This window comes from Fibrobacter sp. UWH9 (assembly GCF_900129715.1).
Taxonomy (GTDB): Bacteria; Fibrobacterota; Fibrobacteria; order Fibrobacterales; family Fibrobacteraceae; genus Fibrobacter.
In genome coordinates, this window is the sequence record NZ_FQWP01000002.1 from 249,354 (window position 1) to 268,156 (window position 18,803).

Annotated in this window: 19 protein-coding genes; 14 read left to right on the forward strand and 5 right to left on the reverse strand. The window is 50.0% G+C overall.

The window, feature by feature from the left end; translation table 11 throughout:
- Positions 1-16: 16 nt before the first annotated feature.
- The gene (locus BUB94_RS02865; protein WP_073156164.1) at positions 17-1,630 is read right to left on the reverse strand and encodes a phosphohexomutase domain-containing protein; all 1,614 of its coding nucleotides are present in this window, start codon (positions 1,628-1,630) and stop codon (positions 17-19) included.
- 280 nt (positions 1,631-1,910) lie between these two features.
- On the opposite strand from BUB94_RS02865, the gene dapA reads away from it, so the two are divergent.
- From dapA to BUB94_RS02880, 3 genes are all read left to right on the forward strand, one after another.
- Positions 1,911-2,867 (forward strand): 4-hydroxy-tetrahydrodipicolinate synthase, encoded by a 957-nt coding sequence (dapA, locus tag BUB94_RS02870; RefSeq protein WP_073234054.1) that lies wholly within the window; start codon positions 1,911-1,913, stop codon positions 2,865-2,867.
- 110 nt (positions 2,868-2,977) lie between these two features.
- Positions 2,978-3,709, forward strand: a complete 732-nt coding sequence (locus BUB94_RS02875; RefSeq protein WP_073156158.1) for a hypothetical protein — start codon at positions 2,978-2,980, stop codon at positions 3,707-3,709.
- A gap of 64 nt (positions 3,710-3,773) precedes the next feature.
- Positions 3,774-4,106 carry a hypothetical protein gene (locus BUB94_RS02880; protein ID WP_139259076.1) on the forward strand — a complete coding sequence of 111 codons (333 nt, stop codon included), beginning with the start codon at positions 3,774-3,776 and terminating at the stop codon, positions 4,104-4,106.
- An 87-nt stretch (positions 4,107-4,193) separates the two neighbouring features.
- Here BUB94_RS02880 and BUB94_RS02885 read toward each other — a convergent pair whose 3' ends face one another.
- From BUB94_RS02885 to ilvC, 3 genes are all read right to left on the reverse strand, one after another.
- A complete protein-coding gene (locus BUB94_RS02885) occupies positions 4,194-5,678 on the reverse strand; it encodes a DUF1846 domain-containing protein (RefSeq protein ID WP_073156152.1) in 1,485 nt (494 codons plus the stop codon).
- A gap of 164 nt (positions 5,679-5,842) precedes the next feature.
- Positions 5,843-7,432 carry an EAL domain-containing protein gene (locus tag BUB94_RS02890; RefSeq protein WP_083538059.1) on the reverse strand — a complete coding sequence of 530 codons (1,590 nt, stop codon included), beginning with the start codon at positions 7,430-7,432 and terminating at the stop codon, positions 5,843-5,845.
- 188 nt (positions 7,433-7,620) lie between these two features.
- Positions 7,621-9,105: a ketol-acid reductoisomerase gene (gene ilvC / locus BUB94_RS02895; RefSeq protein WP_073156147.1), complete on the reverse strand. Its 1,485-nt coding sequence runs from the start codon at positions 9,103-9,105 to the stop codon at positions 7,621-7,623.
- Between the two features lie 205 nt (positions 9,106-9,310).
- Here ilvC and BUB94_RS02900 point away from each other — a divergent pair, with 205 nt between their 5' ends.
- Positions 9,311-9,574, forward strand: a complete 264-nt coding sequence (locus BUB94_RS02900; RefSeq protein ID WP_073234063.1) for a DUF1653 domain-containing protein — start codon at positions 9,311-9,313, stop codon at positions 9,572-9,574.
- Positions 9,575-9,638: 64 nt separating this feature from the next.
- Complete coding sequence (locus BUB94_RS02905; RefSeq protein ID WP_139258154.1) at positions 9,639-9,905, forward strand: hypothetical protein; 267 nt, start codon at positions 9,639-9,641, stop codon at positions 9,903-9,905.
- A 6-nt stretch (positions 9,906-9,911) separates the two neighbouring features.
- Here BUB94_RS02905 and BUB94_RS02910 read toward each other — a convergent pair whose 3' ends face one another.
- Positions 9,912-11,330, reverse strand: coding sequence for an MATE family efflux transporter (locus tag BUB94_RS02910; protein ID WP_073234065.1), 1,419 nt, complete (start codon positions 11,328-11,330; stop codon positions 9,912-9,914).
- A gap of 165 nt (positions 11,331-11,495) precedes the next feature.
- On the opposite strand from BUB94_RS02910, the gene ffh reads away from it, so the two are divergent.
- From ffh to def, 9 genes are all read left to right on the forward strand, one after another.
- On the forward strand, positions 11,496-12,863 hold the full coding sequence (gene ffh, locus BUB94_RS02915) for a signal recognition particle protein (protein ID WP_073156136.1): 1,368 nt from the start codon (positions 11,496-11,498) through the stop codon (positions 12,861-12,863).
- Positions 12,864-13,643: 780 nt separating this feature from the next.
- A complete protein-coding gene (rpsP, locus tag BUB94_RS17365) occupies positions 13,644-14,081 on the forward strand; it encodes a 30S ribosomal protein S16 (RefSeq protein ID WP_073156133.1) in 438 nt (145 codons plus the stop codon).
- Between the two features lie 148 nt (positions 14,082-14,229).
- Positions 14,230-14,796, forward strand: a complete 567-nt coding sequence (rimM, locus tag BUB94_RS02925) for a ribosome maturation factor RimM (protein ID WP_073156130.1) — start codon at positions 14,230-14,232, stop codon at positions 14,794-14,796.
- A gap of 7 nt (positions 14,797-14,803) precedes the next feature.
- Positions 14,804-15,508 (forward strand): tRNA (guanosine(37)-N1)-methyltransferase TrmD, encoded by a 705-nt coding sequence (gene trmD, locus BUB94_RS02930; RefSeq protein WP_073156127.1) that lies wholly within the window; start codon positions 14,804-14,806, stop codon positions 15,506-15,508.
- 15 nt (positions 15,509-15,523) lie between these two features.
- Positions 15,524-15,868 carry a 50S ribosomal protein L19 gene (gene rplS, locus BUB94_RS02935; protein WP_073156125.1) on the forward strand — a complete coding sequence of 115 codons (345 nt, stop codon included), beginning with the start codon at positions 15,524-15,526 and terminating at the stop codon, positions 15,866-15,868.
- Positions 15,869-15,908: 40 nt separating this feature from the next.
- A complete protein-coding gene (locus tag BUB94_RS02940) occupies positions 15,909-16,898 on the forward strand; it encodes a cyclic nucleotide-binding domain-containing protein (protein WP_073156122.1) in 990 nt (329 codons plus the stop codon).
- Positions 16,898-17,815 carry a cyclic nucleotide-binding domain-containing protein gene (locus BUB94_RS02945; RefSeq protein ID WP_073234068.1) on the forward strand — a complete coding sequence of 306 codons (918 nt, stop codon included), beginning with the start codon at positions 16,898-16,900 and terminating at the stop codon, positions 17,813-17,815. The genes BUB94_RS02940 and BUB94_RS02945 overlap by 1 nt, the downstream gene beginning before the upstream one ends.
- A 50-nt stretch (positions 17,816-17,865) precedes the next feature.
- Positions 17,866-18,243, forward strand: coding sequence for a preprotein translocase subunit YajC (gene yajC / locus BUB94_RS02950; RefSeq protein ID WP_073156117.1), 378 nt, complete (start codon positions 17,866-17,868; stop codon positions 18,241-18,243).
- 3 nt (positions 18,244-18,246) lie between these two features.
- Complete coding sequence (gene def / locus BUB94_RS02955; RefSeq protein ID WP_073156114.1) at positions 18,247-18,789, forward strand: peptide deformylase; 543 nt, start codon at positions 18,247-18,249, stop codon at positions 18,787-18,789.
- The last annotated feature ends 14 nt before the right edge of the window (positions 18,790-18,803 follow it).

An 18,803-nucleotide genomic window follows, 5' to 3' on the forward strand; every position in this document is an offset into this window, starting at 1 on the left:
ATCCACTAATCAAGACTTAGTTCTTGTAGAACAGAGCCTTGGCTGCTTCGAACATGGGATCCTTTTCATCCGGGTTGCGGCATTCGGTATAGATACGAACCTTGGGTTCGGTACCGGACGGGCGAACCAGCATCCAGGAATCGTCTTCGAAAATGATCTTCACGCCGTCGAGAGTGAGCAACTGCTTAACGGTCTTTTCGGTGTTGCCAACCATGACCTTAGCACCGACCTGTGCGGCTTCGGCAACAGCGTTCACCTTGGCGATGAGCGGAGCACCGACCAGGGACTTGTCCACTTCGAAACCAGCGCGGCTGGGGTAGAAGCGGCCATATTCAGCATAGAGGGCATCCAGGTATTCACCCAGGTTCTTGCCGGTGGTAGCCATGATTTCGAGAGCGATGAGAAGGCCGAACTGAGCATCCTTTTCCAGGGTGTTGTTGAGGCCGGAAATACCATCAGATTCTTCGAAGGCGACCAGAGCCTTATCCTTGGCATTGCGAGACAACCAGGGGCGGAAGTTCTTGAAGCCCACCGGAGTTTCCATAACGGGAACGCCCAGCTTTTCAGCAATGATGTTCACGAAGTTAGAAGTAGCAACAGACTTTGCAACCACGCCCTGTTCCTTGCGCCAGGTAGCCATGTAGTGGAAAGCGATTGCGCCGAACTGGTTCATGTCGATTTCGCGAGAACCATCGTAGAAGCGGATACGGTCACCATCCGGGTCAAAGATTGCGCCCAGGCGGAAGAAGGACTTGCTTTCGTCCAGAGCCTTGCGGACCATTTCCAGGTTCTTGGAAGACGGTTCCGGAGCAACACCGCCGAACAGGCTGTCGTCTTCGTTACGGATGGTAACGAGGCACTGGGGATTGTCCAGGAGAGCGGCCGGACGACGACGGGTAGAACCGTGAACGTGGTCGCAGACCAAAGTCAGACGATCCTTCTTGATGAAGTCCTTGATACGGTCAAACTTGATGGTGCCCTGCTTGATCAGGAATTCCTTGTAGATCTTCAGGGAGTCGATGATTTCCCAGTCAACCTTGGAGACCGGTTCGAACTTCCAGGTGCTCATCATTTCGTTAGAGAGCTTGGTAATCACGTTGGTGATTTCCGGACCTGCAGGACCGCCGTCTGCGGGGTTGAACTTGATGCCGTTGTAGTGGCTGGGGTTGTGGCTAGGAGTCATGTTGATGGAGCAGGCAGCACCCAGCATTTCGATTGCAGCGGAGAATTCCGGAGTCGGCATTTCGTTGCCGTAGTAAACCTTCACACCGGCCTTGGCGAACTGGTCAGCCACAGCTTCGCAGAATTCGTGACCCAGGAGACGGTTGTCGTGGCCAACCACAACGCCGCGCTTCTGAAGTTCAGCGAAGTCCTTGACGCCAAGAGCTTCGAACATGGCAGCATCAGCTTCCTTGTAGAGGCGGACGATAGCTGCGCCTACGACCTGCAGATTACGGAGAGTGAATTCAGAACCGATTTCGCCACGCCAGCCGGAAGTGCCAAAGCTAACCTTTGCCGGTTCCTGAGAGGTGAGAGCCACCTGCTTGACCTGTTCTACCAGAGCCATGTCGGTAGCGGGGTTAAATTCGGGGGACTGGATCTTCTTCCAAATCTGAGTAATGTTTTCCATAGTGGTTCCTATTTTAAAGTTTTCGGGCATTAATTTACAAAAATTTTGTTACAAACGATACCCCTCCCCACCAAAAAGGGGCTTATCTCGCCCCTGTATATTTTAATGTTATTTTTTGACATAAAAAGAACAGCATACGGTAAAAAGAAAGGTAAAAATCCAGGTCATTACGTCCTTAAAGGCACCAAATCCCCCGTTTACACCGATTTTCGCGAAAAATAATGGGGGTAAAGCGACATTTGCAAGGTCCAAATCTTCATTTTATAGCTATTTTTAAGGCATGCAAATTACAAAAGCTTCTCAACTTACTGGTGTTTTTCCCGCATTGTTCACTCCGCTGATGAACGATGATCCTAAGAACCTTAACAACTCCATCGACTACAAGAAGATGGAAAAGATGATTGACGACCTCATTGCCTCTGGCGTTTCCGGTATTCTCCCGGTTGGCACCACTGGTCAGAGCGCCACCGTCACTCACAAGCAGCATCTGGACATCATCAAGTTCACTCTGGACTACGTAGGCGGCCGCGTTCCCGTTATCGCAGGCGCAGGCTCCAACTGCACTCGTGAATCTGTGGAAATGATTCAGGAAATCCTGAAGATTGCTGAAGTCCCCATGCTCTGCGTGACCGGTTACTACAACAACCCGTCCCAGGAAGGCATCGAAAAGCATTTCAAGACCTTGAGCGAAGAAACTGGCGCCAAGATCATCATCTATAACGTTCCGGGCCGTACCGCTAGCTACGTCCACCCCGACACCCTCATCGCCCTTTCCGAAGACAAGAACATCATCGGTCTCAAGCAGGCAGTTGACTTCCGTATCGGCGAAAAGTTCCACGAAGACACCAAGCGCGTCATCAACGAAACCAAGAACAACGACTTCGCAGTTCTTTCTGGCGAAGACGGTTTCTTCATCGACATGCTCGAAATGGGTGGCCAGGGCCTCATTACCGCAACCGGTAACATCCCCGAAGCAGCAAAGATCTTCTCTGACCTTTACAAGGCTTATGTAGCCGGCGACGCATCCAAGGCCAAGGACCTGCAGAGCGCCGCCCGCGACTACGTGGAAGCAACCTTCTGCCGCAAGAACCCCATTCCTCTGGGAACCATGTTCAACAGCCCGTTGTTCCAGCCCATGACCAGCGTCAAGGACACCGCCCGCGGCGAAGAAGCCGTAGAACGCATCATGAAGCTCATCAACGAAAAGGCAGAAAGCCTCAAGAAGTATCACGTTTAAAAAGAGTGATTAGTGGCTAGTGGTTAGTGATTAGGAATCCAAGAGAATTCCGCCCTCAAGTTACTGTTTACTAGCCACTGTTTACTAACCACTATTTCAAGGAGAATATCATGGCTAAGAATCAGAAAGTTCAGAAGTCCATTAGCGACGAAGTCTGCGCTTACATCAGCAAGCAGAAGCTCCTCCCCATCCCCGTTCAGACCCTGAACGAAGAAGTGGAAGCAACCCGCTACTTTGGTGGCGACCTGAAGGAATTCATCGAAGCCGCAAAGTCCCTGGGCGCAAAGAGCATCTTTGTCGAAACCCTGTACCTTGAAGAAGACGAATTCTTCTATGACAGCGGTATGGATGACGAAGAATATCTGGAAACCTACGGCGCCGACTGCAATTGCGGTTGCCAGTGCGGCTGCTGCTGCGAAGACAAGGCCGAAAAGAAGGCAGACAAGAAGTCCAAGAAGGCCGCTAAGGTTGAAGAAGAGGAAGAAGATGGCGTATGGCTGGAACCGGAAGACCTGGACGGCCTGGACCTGTCCCTCCTGAAGCCGGAAATCGCTTCTTACATGGACCGCGTTGGCGAAAGTTGCGGCGTCCGTCTCACCGTTCCCGGTGTTGACCACCTGGAAGTGGAAATCTTCGCAGACTGGTACGACGAATTCGCCGAACTGGTAGACGAAGCTTCCGAAATCATCGAAGACGATCCCGTTGGCGCTCTGGAAGAAATGCAGGCCGCATTCGACGAAGCTGAAGCTGCAGCCGAAGCCGAAGAAAAGGCAGCACTCGAAGCCGAAAAGGCCAAGGGCACCAAGAAGATTGCAGCTCACCCCCCGAAAAAGGCTAAGTAATATCAGACTAACGAAGCTTTAAAGAACGACCGGTTTATGCCGGCCGTTTTTTATATTGGTTATCATGAAATCCGTAAGCACAATCTTGTTTATTCTCCTACTCGCATTAAATTCGTTTGCGGCCACCCCTATTGTAACGCATGAATCTAGAATTGTGCAATCCATTCCTACTAATATAGAGAATTACGTCCACGACACAAATTACGACGGTGATTATTCCGATCACAGCCCTTTTTTGAGATTTATGGGTTACCTTTATTCTGTCGCAGGAATACTTGGCGGAATTATGGTGATTGGTGTTGACGTAGGTTTAAACAGTGGTAGTGCAACAGGCATCGGAGCTGGAGCAGGTCTAATCGCCCTTGGTACCACAGGAATTGTTTTACTTTCATGGTAACTAAAAAGTCTCGGATTACTCCGGGACTTTTTTAATTGAAATCTGTGCGACGGTAAGCCGAAGCTTTAAAGCGAAGGATTACCTTGCTTAGGTGTGGTACAACTTGGATGTCTGATAATTCGGTTCAGAGGTCAAGTTCACACCCAGGCGGCGGAACACGCCAACATCCACCTGAGACAGGATAACGCTTGCGTGGACTTCGCAATGACGGAGTTCCGGAAGCTTTTCCAGAGCGATCTTTGCGTTGTAATCGGTAAGGGCGCAGACAGACAGAGCCACCAGCACTTCGTCCATATGGAGACGAGGATTGGTGTGGCCCAGTTGCTTGGTCTTCAGGCTCTGAATAGGTTCAATGACCATGGGAGAAAGCAGACGGACTTCATCAGGAATACCAGCCAGGTGCTTGAGGGCATCCAGAAGCATGGCAGAGGACGCACCCAGCAAGGAAGAAGTCTTTGCGGCAATCACAGCGCCATCCTGAAGTTCAATAGCAACGGCGGGGCCGTTAGTTTCTGCGGCACGCTTGAGAGCGGCAGCCACCACCGGACGGTCGGCGGTGCTAATGTGAGCCTGTTCCATGACCAACTGCTGCTTGTAAACCTGATCCTGATCAGCGTTGCCCTTACGGACATCGCAGAGGGTGTTGTAGTAGCGGCGGATGATTTCCTGCTTGGCGGCTTCGCTAACAGCGTCATCATCGATGATGCAGTTACCAGCCATGTTCACGCCCATGTCAGTGGGGCTCTTGTACGGAGATTCACCAAGGATGCGAGTGAACAGAGCGTTCAGAACCGGGAACACTTCAACATCACGGTTATAGTTGATGGTGGTCTTGCCGTAAGCTTCCAGATGGAACGGGTCAATCATGTTCACATCGTTCAAGTCTGCGGTAGCAGCTTCGTAAGCCAAGTTCACCGGGTGCTTCAGAGGAATGTTCCAGATGGGGAACGTTTCGAACTTTGCGTAACCGGCCTTGACGCCGCGGGTATTTTCGTGATAAATCTGGGAGAGGCAAACAGCCATCTTTCCACTTCCCGGACCCGGGGCGGTCACCACCACAAGTTCGCGGGTTGTTTCAACAAACTGGTTCTTGCCGTAGCCGTCATCGCTCACTACCAGAGGAATGTTGTTGGGGTAACCAGCGATGGGATAATGGCGGTAAACCTTCAGACCTAGACCTTCCAACTTCTTCTGGTAAGCCAGGGCGCTAGGCTGGTCCTGCCAGCGAGTCAGCACCACGCTGCTCACATAGAGACCGTAACCGCGGAAGGCGTCGATCAGACGGAGAACGTCCTGATCGTAGGTAATGCCGAGGTCGCCACGGACCTTATTCTTTTCGATATCGTTGGCATTGACGGCGATAATAACTTCGGCCTTGTCCTTCAGCTTTTCGAGCATGCGGATCTTGGAATCTGGGGCGAAGCCAGGCAGTACACGGCTTGCGTGGTGGTCATCAAAGAGCTTTCCGCCAAATTCAAGGTAAAGCTTTCCACCGAACTTTGCAATACGTTCGGCAATCTTCTCGGACTGCGTTCTCAAGTACGCGTCGTTATCAAATCCAACTTTGAACATATATGCTCCACATGCATAAAATTTATCGGGTCAAAAATAAAAAATTGGAGCCGTCTCCCCTAGGGTTGTAATCTAAAAAAAAGACGCAATTCACAAGGAATTGCGCCTTTAAGGTCAGACATTTTACATAGAATGAAATAATTATTTCTTATTCCCCACGGTCATCAATCCACCACCATGGTGGCAGATCCATAGGCCTTGACAGGGCGACCATTTTCATCAAATTCCGTGGTATAACGGACATGGAACGGGATCCTCTTTTCGGTCAACGGAATGATGCCTTCCACACTAGCGAGGCCAGCGTCAATCTTTCGATGCCATTCACGGTACATATCCGCAAAATCCGCAGGGAAAAATCCATTTTCAATAACAGGCTCCGGATAATTACGAACCAAGGGAGGCAAGCCAAGGTCACGCTGACAGCGGAAACAGGGGCGCATTTCCTTGGTAGCCACAGAGTACTCCCAGAAATAAATATTAGCCTGTTCACTGGCGGCCTTAAAGCGACGCTCTGCAGCCTGCATCTGGAGCAGCATATTCTTTTCGACAGTAATGTTTCTTATCGTCACAAAGAAGAGACGGCTAACCTTGCTCACGCCAATCAACTGAATGCAGCTACGCACGCAAAGCCGTTCAAAGCCGCAGCAGGCCGAGCGCACATTTCTCCAGGTTTCACATTCCTGTTCCTCTCTCTTTTCTGCCGCCTTTTCCAGACACTCCATATAGATCTTCATGTTAGAAGCATCCATCGTCTTGACCGGATTCGAGTTCACCAAGTCTTTTTCAGACAAGTTCATACCCATTTCGCGAAGGAACTTAGGATTCACCCGGAGAACTTCCAGAGAATCGCCACGCTGTTCAAGAATAGCGGCGGCTCCCACAAAGTTGCTGAAAATCAAGGTTTCAAGAGAATCAGGATCCCAGAATTTACCCGCATCCAGGACACTGTTCAAATTCATCTGCGGTACAATGGAGCCCACAGAATTGCCATTCAAAAGTTTCTCATATTCAGAGATAGGAACAGGCTTGGAGTACAGAAAACCTTGTACGTAATCGCAACCGACACTCTTCAAGAAATCGGCCTGTTCAACGGTTTCAACACCTTCGGCAATTACAGGAAGCTGCAGCCACTTGGCCATACGCACAATGGAGCTCAGGATCGTTCCGCCGCGTTCGTTACCGATACTTCCCGCAATAAATTTCAGGTCCAACTTGAGAACGTCAAAATCAATATCCTTCAGCACATTCAGCGAAGAATACCCACTGCCAAAATCATCCATTTCGACAGTGTATCCCAGTCGATGCAATTTATCGATGGTATCAATGATAATCTGGGAGCCCGAAATTGCAGCCGTTTCTGTCAATTCCACATGAATGAGCTTTGTAGGAACATCATACTTGCAACGGAGGGCATCCATTCTCTGGATGTAATCCTCCCGCAAGATATCATTTCGGGACATGTTCACCGAAATGCGAACTAAAGGCAAATTAGAATCTATGCTATGGCGAAGAAATCTGCAGACCCGTTCAAAGACATAGAGATCAATCTCGGGAATACGTCCCTGCTCTTCAAGAACAGGAATAAAATCAGCAGGAGAAACAAAACCGAACTTAGGAGACGCCCAACGAACGAGCGCTTCCGCACCAATCAGCATCCCAGTAGAATGGTTATACTGCGGCTGAAAATAAACTTGAAATTCCTCGCCGGCTATAGCCGAGTCCAGATTCTCCAAAATTTCTTTTGAACTGATCATAGCACTTACCCCAAAAGATTCCCTATGGTCTAAACTACAATAATCCCACCTAAAAAAAAATAGTGCACAAGGACTTTCTAAAGGTTCTTTATATTCCAATCAGGAATATACGTAACCAAAACGAAACAAAAAATCCCGCTAGGCAAAACCTAACGGGACATAAAATCGTTAACAAACGAATGTTGGTATTACACCACGCGGGTCATACCACTCATTCTGGCTCTCAGCCATGCACCGATTTCTTCAACCGGGTGCTTGCGGATGCTTGCATTGACCTTGATGAGTTCTTCGTTATCAACAGCGGTGGACTTGCCTTCGCCAAAGATAGCGCCGATATCTTCCTTAGTGACTTCCTTAGCCATGAAGTCCTTCAGCAGAGGCACGCACTTGTTAGCGAACAGGTAGCAGCCGTATTCTGCGGTGTCGGAGATAACGCGGTTCATTTCGAACAGCTTCTTACGAGCAATGAGGTTTGCAATGAGCGGAGTTTCGTGGAGAGATTCGTAGTATGCGCTCATGGGCTTGATGCCGACGGAGCACATGGTTTCGAATGCCAGTTCCACACCGGCCTTGATCATAGCGACCATGAGGACGCCGCGGTCGAAGTATTCCTGTTCGGAGATAGCCTTGTCGGTAGCTGCAACCTTTTCGAATTCCAGTTCGCCAGTAGCTGCACGCCATGCGAGGAGGTCCTTGTCACCAGCTTCCCAGTCGATCATCATGGTAGAAGAGAACTTACCGGAGATGATGTTGTCCTGGTGTTCCTGATAGAGGCCGCGCATGATGACCTTCATCTTTTCGGAGAGTTCGTTTGCACGAACCTTAGCCGGGTTGGAGAGACGGTCCATCATATTGGTGATACCACCGTGCTTCAGGGCTTCGGAAATGGTTTCCCAACCGTACTGGAGGAGCTTGGTTGCGTATGCCGGTTCAACACCGAATTCCTTGACCATCTTGTCGTAGCAGAGGATGGTGCCGGTCTGGAGCATACCGCAGAGGATGGTCTGTTCGCCCATGAGGTCGGACTTCACTTCGGCGACGAAAGAGCTTTCGAGAACGCCCGGACGGTCGGCATGGAGACCAGCGGCGTAAGCCTTGGCATAGTCCCAACCCTTACCTTCGGGGTCGTTTTCGGGGTGGACAGCGATCAAGCAGGGCATACCGAAACCGCGAACGTATTCGGAACGGACTTCGGAACCCGGACCCTTGGGAGCCACCATGATAACGGTAATGTCTTCACGGATCTGCTGGCCTTCTTCAACGATGTTGAAGCCATGGCTGTAGGAGAGAGCTGCGCCCTTCTTCATGAGCTTCATGACAGCGGGGATCACGTTGTGGTGCTGCTTATCCGGTGTGAGGTTGCAAACCAGGTCAGCAGTGGGGATCATTTCTTCGTAGGTACCGACGGCGAAACCGTTTTCGGTAGCGTTCTTCCAGGACTGACGCTTTTCAGCGATTGCTTCCGGACGGAGGGTGTAGGAAACATCGAGACCGCTATCACGCAGGTCGAGACCCTGATGGAGACCCTGAGCGCCGCAACCGACGAACACGATCTTCTTGCCCTTGAGGGCTTCTACACCGCGAGAAAATTCAGAAGAATCCATGAAACGGCAGTGACCGATTTCTTCCAGCTGACGACGCAGAGGAATGGAATTGAAGTAATTGATACCCATGATTATTTAACCTCTTTTGAGTAGTATTTAAAGTTTTTACGGGGGTAAATATAATAAAAGGCGAGTGATACGGCAAAAAGCATTACGTTTTTTGGGCGTTCCAAGCCGATTCCTCTACTTTATTTTTTAAAATCTGCGTTCCCGGCCCGCATTCCCCATATTTTTTCCTATAAATGGGTGAAAGCAAAAAAGGACTGCATACAATATGGAAAACAAAGAGGAAATTCGGGAAATCAAGGTCCACGGAATCTATAGGCACTTCAAAAATCGTTTTTACATCGTAGAAGGGGTGGCCAAGCATTCCGAAACTCAGGAAGATTACGTCATTTACCGCAAACTTTACGGCGACAACGCCATGTGGATCCGCGAAAAGTCCATGTTTTTAAGCGAAGTGGACCACGAAAAATACCCGGAAGTCAAGCAGAAACACCGTTTCGAGTTGGTCGACCTCTCTGAAAAATCATTTTAACTTCAACAAACTTGCTTTTCTACAAATTATTAGATAGTTTTGGGAGTCAAGAGGACAAAAGATTATGGGAAAAACTTTACTTTGTATCGCAGTATTGGGATTAGCTCTTCTTTGCGGATGTAGCGAATCCAGTTCTTCAGCATCTGCCACTGGAACGCAAACTTGCGGTAGTGGCAAGGCTTCTGTCACCATGACCTGCGACTTCGACCTTTGCGAACAGTACGACGCCTACCGCAAGGAAGCCAACAACTCCTTGCTAATGCAGACAAGTCCGGACCTGTTCGCCGGCCGATTCATGGAACGAATGACCGCAGCCGGTTGCACCAACTAGGCTTTTCTAATTCTTATCCAGCACATGGCGCCGCCACTTGCCGCTCTTCCAGCGCAAGTAGAACAGGACTGGCGCCGTGCTATACACGCACACCACGATAATCCACGCATAATGGGGCGGCACTTTTATGATATAGGCCGCTACGTATAGGGCTATGGTGTTAAACCAGTTCATAACGGCACAGGCGCACATGACCCACACCGTGTCTCCAGCGCCGCGCAGGGCACCACAGTAAACTACCAGCAGTACTTCCACGAAGATATACAATGTTGCAAAACGCAGCATAAAGATCCCCATGGGACGGGCAGATTCGAATATGGCTATAGCCTCTGCAGAGGCGGTCACGTCGGGCCTAAACACGTCGGCCAGAACGCCTGGCAAGAATATCAAAAGGACAGCAATCAGCAGGGAATACCCCCACCCCACCTTTAGACCTGAATACGTAGAGCGGGAGGCCGCGGCAGCACTTTTTGCACCAACATAACGTCCGACCAAACTGGTAGACGCTACTTCCAGACCCATCAATGGCACATAGGCCACCATATCCCAGTTAAACATGATGGAGGCCGCCGTGGCCGCTTCGGCACCAAGGCCGTGGAACAGCAAAATCATCAGCTGGAACGCCGCCATATTCAGGAACATTTCTACGCCTGATGGCATGCCTCGCTTAAGCAGTTCCTTCACCTGAGCCAGATTAAATTTTAGGTTCGACCTTGTTCCGTAAAGCGAATGGTACCGCTTGCCAAAATAGACCACAAACAACATCACCGTCGAGACGATATTACCAGTGACTGTACCATAGGCCGCTCCCGCCACACCTAGACGCGGACACGGGCCCACACCGAAAATCAGGAAATAGTTACAGACGATATTTACCAGCATACCCGCAAAGGCAGCCTTCATGATAATCTTCGTCTCACCGATTCCGCTAAAGAAACAAGGAGCCGCATTTCGAACCAGAGAAACAATTCCGCCAATCATCAAAATATTAAAGTACAGTTTCTGATAAGCCAGCTGGTCCGCCGCCAATCCCTGCTGTTCAAAAATCAAATGCCCCAGGGGGATCATCAAATAGAGAAAGGGCACGCAGGCAAGGGATAAATACACGGCCTGCATGAACACGCTGGCGCATTCCTGCTTCTTTCCGGCACCAAAACGCTGGGCAACCATTGCCGTCGTATAGCTGATCATACCCGTGAAAAAAGTGATCAGGACAAGGTTCATGCCGCCCGCACCAAGGCTGGCGTTCATTTCGGCAGGACCCAACCGACTCAAGAAAAGACGGTCTACAAAGGTCATCAAGGTATCAAAGGACATGGAAAGCAGCATGGGCAACGCCACCACCAGCACATCCTTGATGTCGCCGTTCTTTCTGAACTTGATCTTTGGAGTTTTTTCGATATGTCCGGTAAATTCATCAATCATGAGACCGTCTCAAAGCAGGTGCACAATTTAGCAATAAACTTTTGAACCAACCATATTTTTTCTAAAAAATCAGATTTTACCCTCCCCCTCTCTCGTAATTCGTAACTCGTAATTCATCTCATAATTCATAACTCATAATTCATAATTACTATATTTGCCCCCACTATGTTTTCACAGTTGACTGATTCTCTAGAAAATACCCTCAAGAACCTGCGTGGCCAGGGCAAGCTTACCGAAGAAAACGTTGCGGAATCCCTTCGCGAAGTCCGCCGCGCCTTCCTGGAAGCCGACGTAAACTTTAACGTAACCCGCGACTTCGTGAAGGCCGTCAAGGAAAAGGCCCTCGGCAGCGAAGTGCTTACCTCCGTGACCCCGGGTCAGCAGATTGTGAAAATAATCCACGACGAACTTGTTGCCGTCATGGGTGGCGAAACTAAGGAAATCAACCTTTCCGCCCCCGCTCCCGTGGGCATCATGATGGTGGGCCTTCAGGGTTCCGGTAAGACCACCTTCGCAGGAAAGATCGCCCTGTGGATGCGAACCAAGAAGAAGCGTAAGCCTCTCCTGGTGGCAGCCGACGTATACCGCCCCGCCGCTATCAAGCAGCTGCAGGTGCTGGGCAAGTCCATCGGCATTCCCGTTTACGACGAAGGCCAGGGCAATCCCGTAGAAATTATCAAGCATGGTTACCAGTACGCCAAGGACAACGGCTTTGACCTGGTAATCTACGATACCGCAGGCCGTCTGCAGATCGACGAAGAACTGATGCAGGAACTGGAACAGGCCCAGGAAGCCGTCCACCCCGACGAAGTGCTCTTCGTTGCCGACGCCATGATCGGTCAGGAAGCCGTAAATGTCGCCGAAACCTTCTGGCAGCGACTGAAGTTCACCGGCGTCTGCCTTTCCAAGATGGATGGCGACACCCGCGGCGGTGCAGCCCTGTCCATCAAGAAGATGACCGGCGTACCTATCTGCTTTATCGGTGTCGGCGAAAAGCTCCCCGAAATCGAACTGTTCCATCCGGACCGTATGGCAAGCCGTATCCTCGGCATGGGCGACGTGGTCTCTCTCGTGGAAAAGGCACAGCAGGTCATCGACGAAAAGGACGCCAAGGACCTCAAGAAGAAGATCCTGAACAACACCTTCGACCTGAATGACTTCTTGAACCAGCTCCGCACCATCAAGAAGCTGGGCCGCCTCAAGGACATCCTGGGCATGATCCCCGGCCTGAACAAGCTGCCCATCGACCAGATTGACGAAAAGGAACTTGTCTACGTAGAAGCCGTCCTCAGTTCCATGACCCCCAAGGAACGCAAGAACCCCAGCATCCTCAACGGCAGCCGCAAGGACCGCGTGGCAAAGGGTTCCGGCACCGAAATCGGTCGCGTGAACGCCGTGCTCAAGCAGTACGAGACCATGAAGGAAATGTTCAAGAAGGTTGGCGAATTCGCCAAGAGACAGAACGGCGGCGCCCAGATCGGCTCCAACTACACTCCCCCCAAGGATAAGAACAAGAAGAAAAAAAAGCACTAAGGTGAGAGAAGCGAAAATGAGGTAACTCATTTTCATTTCCGAGCCGACGTTTTTGGGTCCGAAGGACCAAAAAACACTAATCTTTTTCTTTTAAAGTCTGACTATGTGAAAAGGAAGTCGCCTAGGGCGACTTCCTTTCTTCTCAACCACCAAACTTGGCTAAAGGCGAGTCTAATTAAACAAGGAAGATGTAGGAGCAGAAGCCCACTACGACCAATGCTCCCCAAATGGTTTCAACAATAGGAGCATACATCTTTACAGTTTTCTTTTCCATATCCAAAACCTCGTTTTAAAGTTTACCGCGGCACCACCCGCTTACACTTATAATTTACCCACTGGTGTGAGAATTTTCACACAGACAAATCCATGTCTTGTTGATAAAAAATCAACGAGTACTAACCGTTGGAATATTACACCGGGTAATATTACGCAATGGAAAATTCCAGCCTGGAACAATGGTTTTCGTCAGAAAAGCAAGGTCAAACCATAAAAAACATGCTGAAAACGCACAGAAAAACGTCTGAAAAGAATTCCTGCGGCTAGTCCGACAGCAAGGCGTTTTTCCCACACAAAAACCCAATTTTTGAGCGAATTTCGCCAATTACCAGCTTAAACGCCTCAAAATCATCTCCATCCAATAAATACTTTGTATGCAAAGAACGGATTTTTTTTCGTTGCCGTCCTTTACACACAAAAGCAATGTTACTATATTTGGCCAAAACAATTGAACAACCCCGTTTCGGCAGGTTCATCCCCGAGACAATATTTAAAGAGGTTAAAATGGCAACCGCTATCCGTCTTTCTCGCTTTGGTAAGCGTCACAACCCGATCTACCGCGTAGTCGTTATCGACAGCCGTAAGGCACGCGACGATAGCTTTATCGAACAGGTCGGTTTCTACAACCCCAACACCAAGACCCCCGAAATCAAGTTCGATCAGGAAAAGGCTCTCAAGTGGCTCTCCACTGGTGCTCAGCCCTCTGACACTGTTCGTAACCTGATGAAGCAGGCTGGTATCATGGAACTCTTCCACGAAATGAAGGCTGGCCGTTCCATCGAAGGTAAGGTTGCTGCTCCCAAGGCTGTTAAGGAAAAGAAGGCAAAGCTCGGTCCTAAGGCTCTCGCCAAGATCGAAGCTGAAAAGGCTGCCAAGGCTGCTGCCGAAGCTGAAGCCGCTGCCGCTGCTGAAGCACCCGCAGAAGCACCTGCAGAAGCTTAATTCAAGCATTTTGAAAGGGTCTCGTGCAGTGAACCTGCGCGAGGCTTTTTTAAACGGAATCGAAAGGTTCCAGCCCCTTTGCAATCACCTTCCATAAACAGTATCCGCTTTTTAGTTTACTGTAGTCAGATTCCCACCCACGTCTTTAATGTCTGAATCCGAAGCACAAGAAGAGTTCATCACCGTCTGCCAGCTCATGCGCACACATGGCGTAAAGGGCTATATCAAGGCGATGCCTCTGACTCACGACCTTACCCGTCACGAGAAGCTCAAGGATGTGATGCTAAAAAAGACCAATAGCGAACTGGTTAAACTGACGGTGGAAGATTCCAAGCTGGCAAACAACTTGTGGTTGCTGAAATTCAAGGGGTACGACACCCCCGAATCCATTACCCACTTTGTCAATGGCGACTTGATGATTCCTGAATCCGAGCGCATTCCCGCCCCCGAGGGCGAATATTACATTGACGACCTGGAAGGATTCCGTGTCAAACTGGAAGATGGCAGAGAAGTTGGCGAGGTCATTGAGGTTCAAGAACTCCCCACCGTCTATGCCTTTCAGATCAAGTTTGATCTGGAGTACCAGAAAGAGTTTTCCGCTCAACCCATTCTAGCCCCCTGGGTCGACGACTGTGTTGTAGAAGTCGACGAAGAGGACGAGAGCATTACCTGCGACGCAGACTACCTCAAGAGCATGTGTCCGGGGGAAAAATAGTCCAGTTATGAAAATTGACTGCATCACCATTTTTCCGGAAATGTTCACCCCCATGAAAACTTCTATCATGGGCAGGGCTCAGAATAAGGGGCTTATGGAATTCAATACAGTCTACCTGCGAGACTTCGCAATCAACGATTATGGTCAGGTAGACGACGTCCCCTACGGTGGCGAACCGGGCATGGTCATCCGACCGGAACCCCTGGCAAACGCAATCCGCAGTACAGGCGTCAAGGAAGACGGCGGCAAGGTCATTTACTTGACTGCAGACGGCGTTCCCTTTAACCACAAGATGGCCCAGGAACTTTCGAAAGAAAAGCACCTGGTCCTGATCTGCGGACACTACAAGGGAATCGACGACCGCATCCGCCAGTCCGAAGTGGATCTTGAAATTTCCATAGGCGACTTCGTTGTCAGTGGTGGTGAATTGCCCGCCATGCTGGTAACAGACGCAGTTGTCCGCCTGATCGACGGCGCACTGGGTAACAGAGAATCCGGAGACACCGATTCTTTCGCCCAGGGAGTCCTCGGCTGGCCGGTTTACACGCGTCCAGAAGTTTTTGAAGGGAAAAGAGTTCCAGATGTGCTTCTCTCGGGCCATCACAAGAACATAGCGGCTTGGAGGCGTCAAGAATCGTTAAAAAGAACGGAAGAAAGGCGCCCAGACATCTTTAAAAATCTCGAAAGAGATACTAAATTTGGCATCAAATAATTAACGAGGTACATTATGTCCCTGAATATCGAAGCAATCCAGAATGAAAACGTGAAGACCGACCTCCCGGCATTCCGCTCTGGCGACACCGTCACCGTGAACGTCAAGGTTATTGAAGGCACCAAGGAACGTATCCAGCCGTTCAAGGGCGTCATCATCCAGGTCAAGAACTCTGGTATCTCCAAGACCATTACCGTCCGCAAGATGTCCAACGGTGTTGCCGTTGAACGTATCTTCCCGGTCAACTCTCCCCGTATCGCTTCCATCCTTCTGGATCGCCCGGGTAAGGTTCGCCAGGCTCGCATTTACTACATGCGCGACCTCCGCGGTAAGGCTGCTCGTATCGACGAACGCCAGTAATCGCAAGGCGTATTTAAGGCGCGTATAGGCGGTTTTCTCCATGAATTCCAAGAAATCAGGAGATTCCCGACAGCAAATCATCCCGCCCACCCGTTTAAACGTGGAGGCGGGATTTGTTGTATATACTCCCAACGGACCCAATCAAGTTAGCGTTGCCGCAGGCTCTTCTGACGTAAACCCTAAAAAGGAACCCGAAAGGAGCATCGTCATCCTCAATGACGGGGAACTTATCGCAAGAGAGAAGGACAGCCCAGAAGACATCGTATTTACAATGCATCCAGGTGACCTCGTTGGCGTGGCCGCCCTTTTGGAGCGTGAACCGTTCAAATACGAAATCGCCGCCACCAAAAAGTCCGACATCACTCTAGTGAACGAAGAGTGTATGGAATCAGAACTAAAACGCCTTCCCCTATGGCTCCTTGCCGTAATCAAAAGTCTGTCAAGCAAGACTCGACGCCTTAAGCAGGCCGCCCAGCAGCCCCGCGTCGAAAACTCAATAAAGAGTCTCGCCCTATTCCTAAGCAAGAAAAAATCAAAAAGTTCCAACGGTCCTATTTTATACAACGTTGCAGAACTGATTCAGGAATTTTGCTGGATTACAAAATTAGACTTTACCACGGTCCAGCTAGACTTTAAGAGCCTCTTCCGTCGCCACCTCATTGAAATTTCCAAAAAAGAGGGAGTCGTCGTCTGCAAGATTATAGACGCCGAACTTTTGAGGATATTCGTAGACTTCCAGGAAGTAAGTGACGCAGGTCAGCCATTTGAGCCCTATAAACTGACTCTGTACCAGAAAAAGATGCTGGTTCTTCTTTCGGCCATGTCCGAAGACACCCTTATGGACAGCCCCGGCTGGCTTGCGTTCATCAGAAAGCACGACACCAACGCCGACGTTTCGGAATGGATCCGTCTGCAGAAGTTAGGCTGGTTCAAGCCTGCAGGCAATCAACAGTATAGCATCAATTTAGGGACGATTAAATACTACCTGAAGGCCCTGCGATACGAAACCAATGTTCGAGGAGTTCTATAATGATTCTGAACGCTGGCGAATATCTATGCACCGAAGGCGACAAGAACAACACCCTCTTCATTGTCAAGAGCGGCGAATTGGAAGGATCGTCTTCTAAAAAGCCCAAGATCCGGCTATACGGACCGGGTTCTATCATTGGCGAATTCAGCCTGTTGGAAGGAGCCGCAGCCAAGGAAACCCTCAAGGCAAAAACACAGTGTGAACTGCAGGTCATCAACCCTGCGGGACTGCAGGACGCCCTGGCCAAGGAACCCAGCTGGCTTATGTCCATCATCACCTTCCTGGCCAGCAGAACCCACATCGCCAAGAACAACCTTATAAAGAGCAATAAGGTAAAAGCTCTCCCCGCATTACTTTATCTACTAAGTTCCCGAGGTACTGTCACACCGGTGCAGGAAATCTGCGAAGAAGTCCACCAGCTTTTCAATATCGATGACGACGAAACAATGGGACTACTGCAGACTCTGCAGAGCATAGATGTCCTCAAGGTCTTAGGCGACGAAATTCGTATTGAGAGCCCTCGCGTCATTTCTCTGCTGTATAAGACCATCTGCTACCGAGCCATCCATAAGAAGGTTTCGCCTAGCATCCTATCCATGACCGAACAGATGGTTCTTACCGCAGTTACCAAGACGGTCCAGGAAAGCAGAGACCCGCTGAAAAACGGAACATTCACCGTACAGACCGAAACACTGATGTCTATCGCCAAGAAGTCACTTCATCTGACCTTGACCTTGCGGACCATACAGCCCTTGATTCAACGCGGTCTTCTCATTCCCTCTGCACAGGTAGCCTCCCCGAATTCCGACGCCCCCCTGGAAAGCATCCAGTCCTTTAGAGGGGACTTCGAAAAGGTTCTGGATTTACTGGAACTCAACCGCATTTTCCCCATGCTAGACAAACATCTAGTTTCTTAGTTTACTATCTTTTTAATGAATAATTCAACCATCAAGGAAAGGTTTCAAAAATGAAAATTTCTGCTCTTCTCGTTACCCTCGCTTCCGTTGCCGCATTCGCACAAGACGCCGCTGCAGAACAGCAGCAGGGTGGTCTCGCCGGTTTCCTCCCCCTGATTCTTCTCTTCGTCGTAATGTGGCTGTTCTTCATCCGCCCCAAGAATAAGGAAATGAAGCAGATGGAAGCCATGCGCAAGGCTCTGAAGAAGGGTGACAAGGTTATGACCACTGCAGGTATCATCGGCGTCGTCACCAACATCGACGAAACCTCTACCACTGTTACCGTACGTACCGGTTCCACCACCCTTATCGACTTCGAAAAGGCCGCAATCATGCGCGTTCTGAACGCCGAAGCCAAGCCTGTCGAAAAGACCGAAGAAAAGAAGTAATCTATGGCATTGCTCCCTATTAGAACTTATGGCGATCCGGTGCTTCGCAAGAAGTGCACCCCCATCACCGAAATCACTCCGGAGCTGCGCCAGTTGGCAAAAGACATGCTGGAAACCATGTACAAGGCTCCCGGCTGTGGTCTTGCCGCACCGCAGGTCGGTCTGAACATCCGACTGGTGGTTATCGACACGTCCATTCCCGACGAAGAGGAACCCAACCCCTACATCATGTTCAACCCGGAATGGGAAGCCGAACCTGACGCAGAAATGGTGGACTATGACGAAGGTTGCCTCTCCGTTCCCGACATCTTCTGCAATGTGGTTCGCCCCAACAAGGTGTGTGTCCGCTTCTTCGACATCAATGGAGAAGCCCAGGAAATCCATAACTGCGACGGCCTTTTCGGACGCTGCATCCAGCACGAAGTGGATCACCTGAGTGGCGACCTGTTCGTAGACAAGATTTCTACAGCAGACCGCACCATGACCCAGTCCAAGCTGAAGAAGATGGCCAAGGACACCCAGGCAAAGCTCAAGGGCAAGCATTAAATAACAGAGGGTTT

Excerpts from the sequence above, each read along its gene's own strand:
- BUB94_RS02865 (WP_073156164.1), bottom strand. The coding sequence starts at position 1,630 with ATGGAAAACATTACTCAGATTTGGAAGAAGATCCAGTCCCCCGAATTT.
- dapA (WP_073234054.1), top strand. The coding sequence starts at position 1,911 with ATGCAAATTACAAAAGCTTCTCAACTTACTGGTGTTTTTCCCGCATTG.
- BUB94_RS02875 (WP_073156158.1), top strand. The coding sequence starts at position 2,978 with ATGGCTAAGAATCAGAAAGTTCAGAAGTCCATTAGCGACGAAGTCTGC.
- BUB94_RS02880 (WP_139259076.1), top strand. The coding sequence starts at position 3,774 with ATGAAATCCGTAAGCACAATCTTGTTTATTCTCCTACTCGCATTAAAT.
- BUB94_RS02885 (WP_073156152.1), bottom strand. The coding sequence starts at position 5,678 with ATGTTCAAAGTTGGATTTGATAACGACGCGTACTTGAGAACGCAGTCC.
- BUB94_RS02890 (WP_083538059.1), bottom strand. The coding sequence starts at position 7,432 with ATGATCAGTTCAAAAGAAATTTTGGAGAATCTGGACTCGGCTATAGCC.
- ilvC (WP_073156147.1), bottom strand. The coding sequence starts at position 9,105 with ATGGGTATCAATTACTTCAATTCCATTCCTCTGCGTCGTCAGCTGGAA.
- BUB94_RS02900 (WP_073234063.1), top strand. The coding sequence starts at position 9,311 with ATGGAAAACAAAGAGGAAATTCGGGAAATCAAGGTCCACGGAATCTAT.
- BUB94_RS02905 (WP_139258154.1), top strand. The coding sequence starts at position 9,639 with ATGGGAAAAACTTTACTTTGTATCGCAGTATTGGGATTAGCTCTTCTT.
- BUB94_RS02910 (WP_073234065.1), bottom strand. The coding sequence starts at position 11,330 with ATGATTGATGAATTTACCGGACATATCGAAAAAACTCCAAAGATCAAG.
- ffh (WP_073156136.1), top strand. The coding sequence starts at position 11,496 with ATGTTTTCACAGTTGACTGATTCTCTAGAAAATACCCTCAAGAACCTG.
- rpsP (WP_073156133.1), top strand. The coding sequence starts at position 13,644 with ATGGCAACCGCTATCCGTCTTTCTCGCTTTGGTAAGCGTCACAACCCG.
- rimM (WP_073156130.1), top strand. The coding sequence starts at position 14,230 with ATGTCTGAATCCGAAGCACAAGAAGAGTTCATCACCGTCTGCCAGCTC.
- trmD (WP_073156127.1), top strand. The coding sequence starts at position 14,804 with ATGAAAATTGACTGCATCACCATTTTTCCGGAAATGTTCACCCCCATG.
- rplS (WP_073156125.1), top strand. The coding sequence starts at position 15,524 with ATGTCCCTGAATATCGAAGCAATCCAGAATGAAAACGTGAAGACCGAC.
- BUB94_RS02940 (WP_073156122.1), top strand. The coding sequence starts at position 15,909 with ATGAATTCCAAGAAATCAGGAGATTCCCGACAGCAAATCATCCCGCCC.
- BUB94_RS02945 (WP_073234068.1), top strand. The coding sequence starts at position 16,898 with ATGATTCTGAACGCTGGCGAATATCTATGCACCGAAGGCGACAAGAAC.
- yajC (WP_073156117.1), top strand. The coding sequence starts at position 17,866 with ATGAAAATTTCTGCTCTTCTCGTTACCCTCGCTTCCGTTGCCGCATTC.
- def (WP_073156114.1), top strand. The coding sequence starts at position 18,247 with ATGGCATTGCTCCCTATTAGAACTTATGGCGATCCGGTGCTTCGCAAG.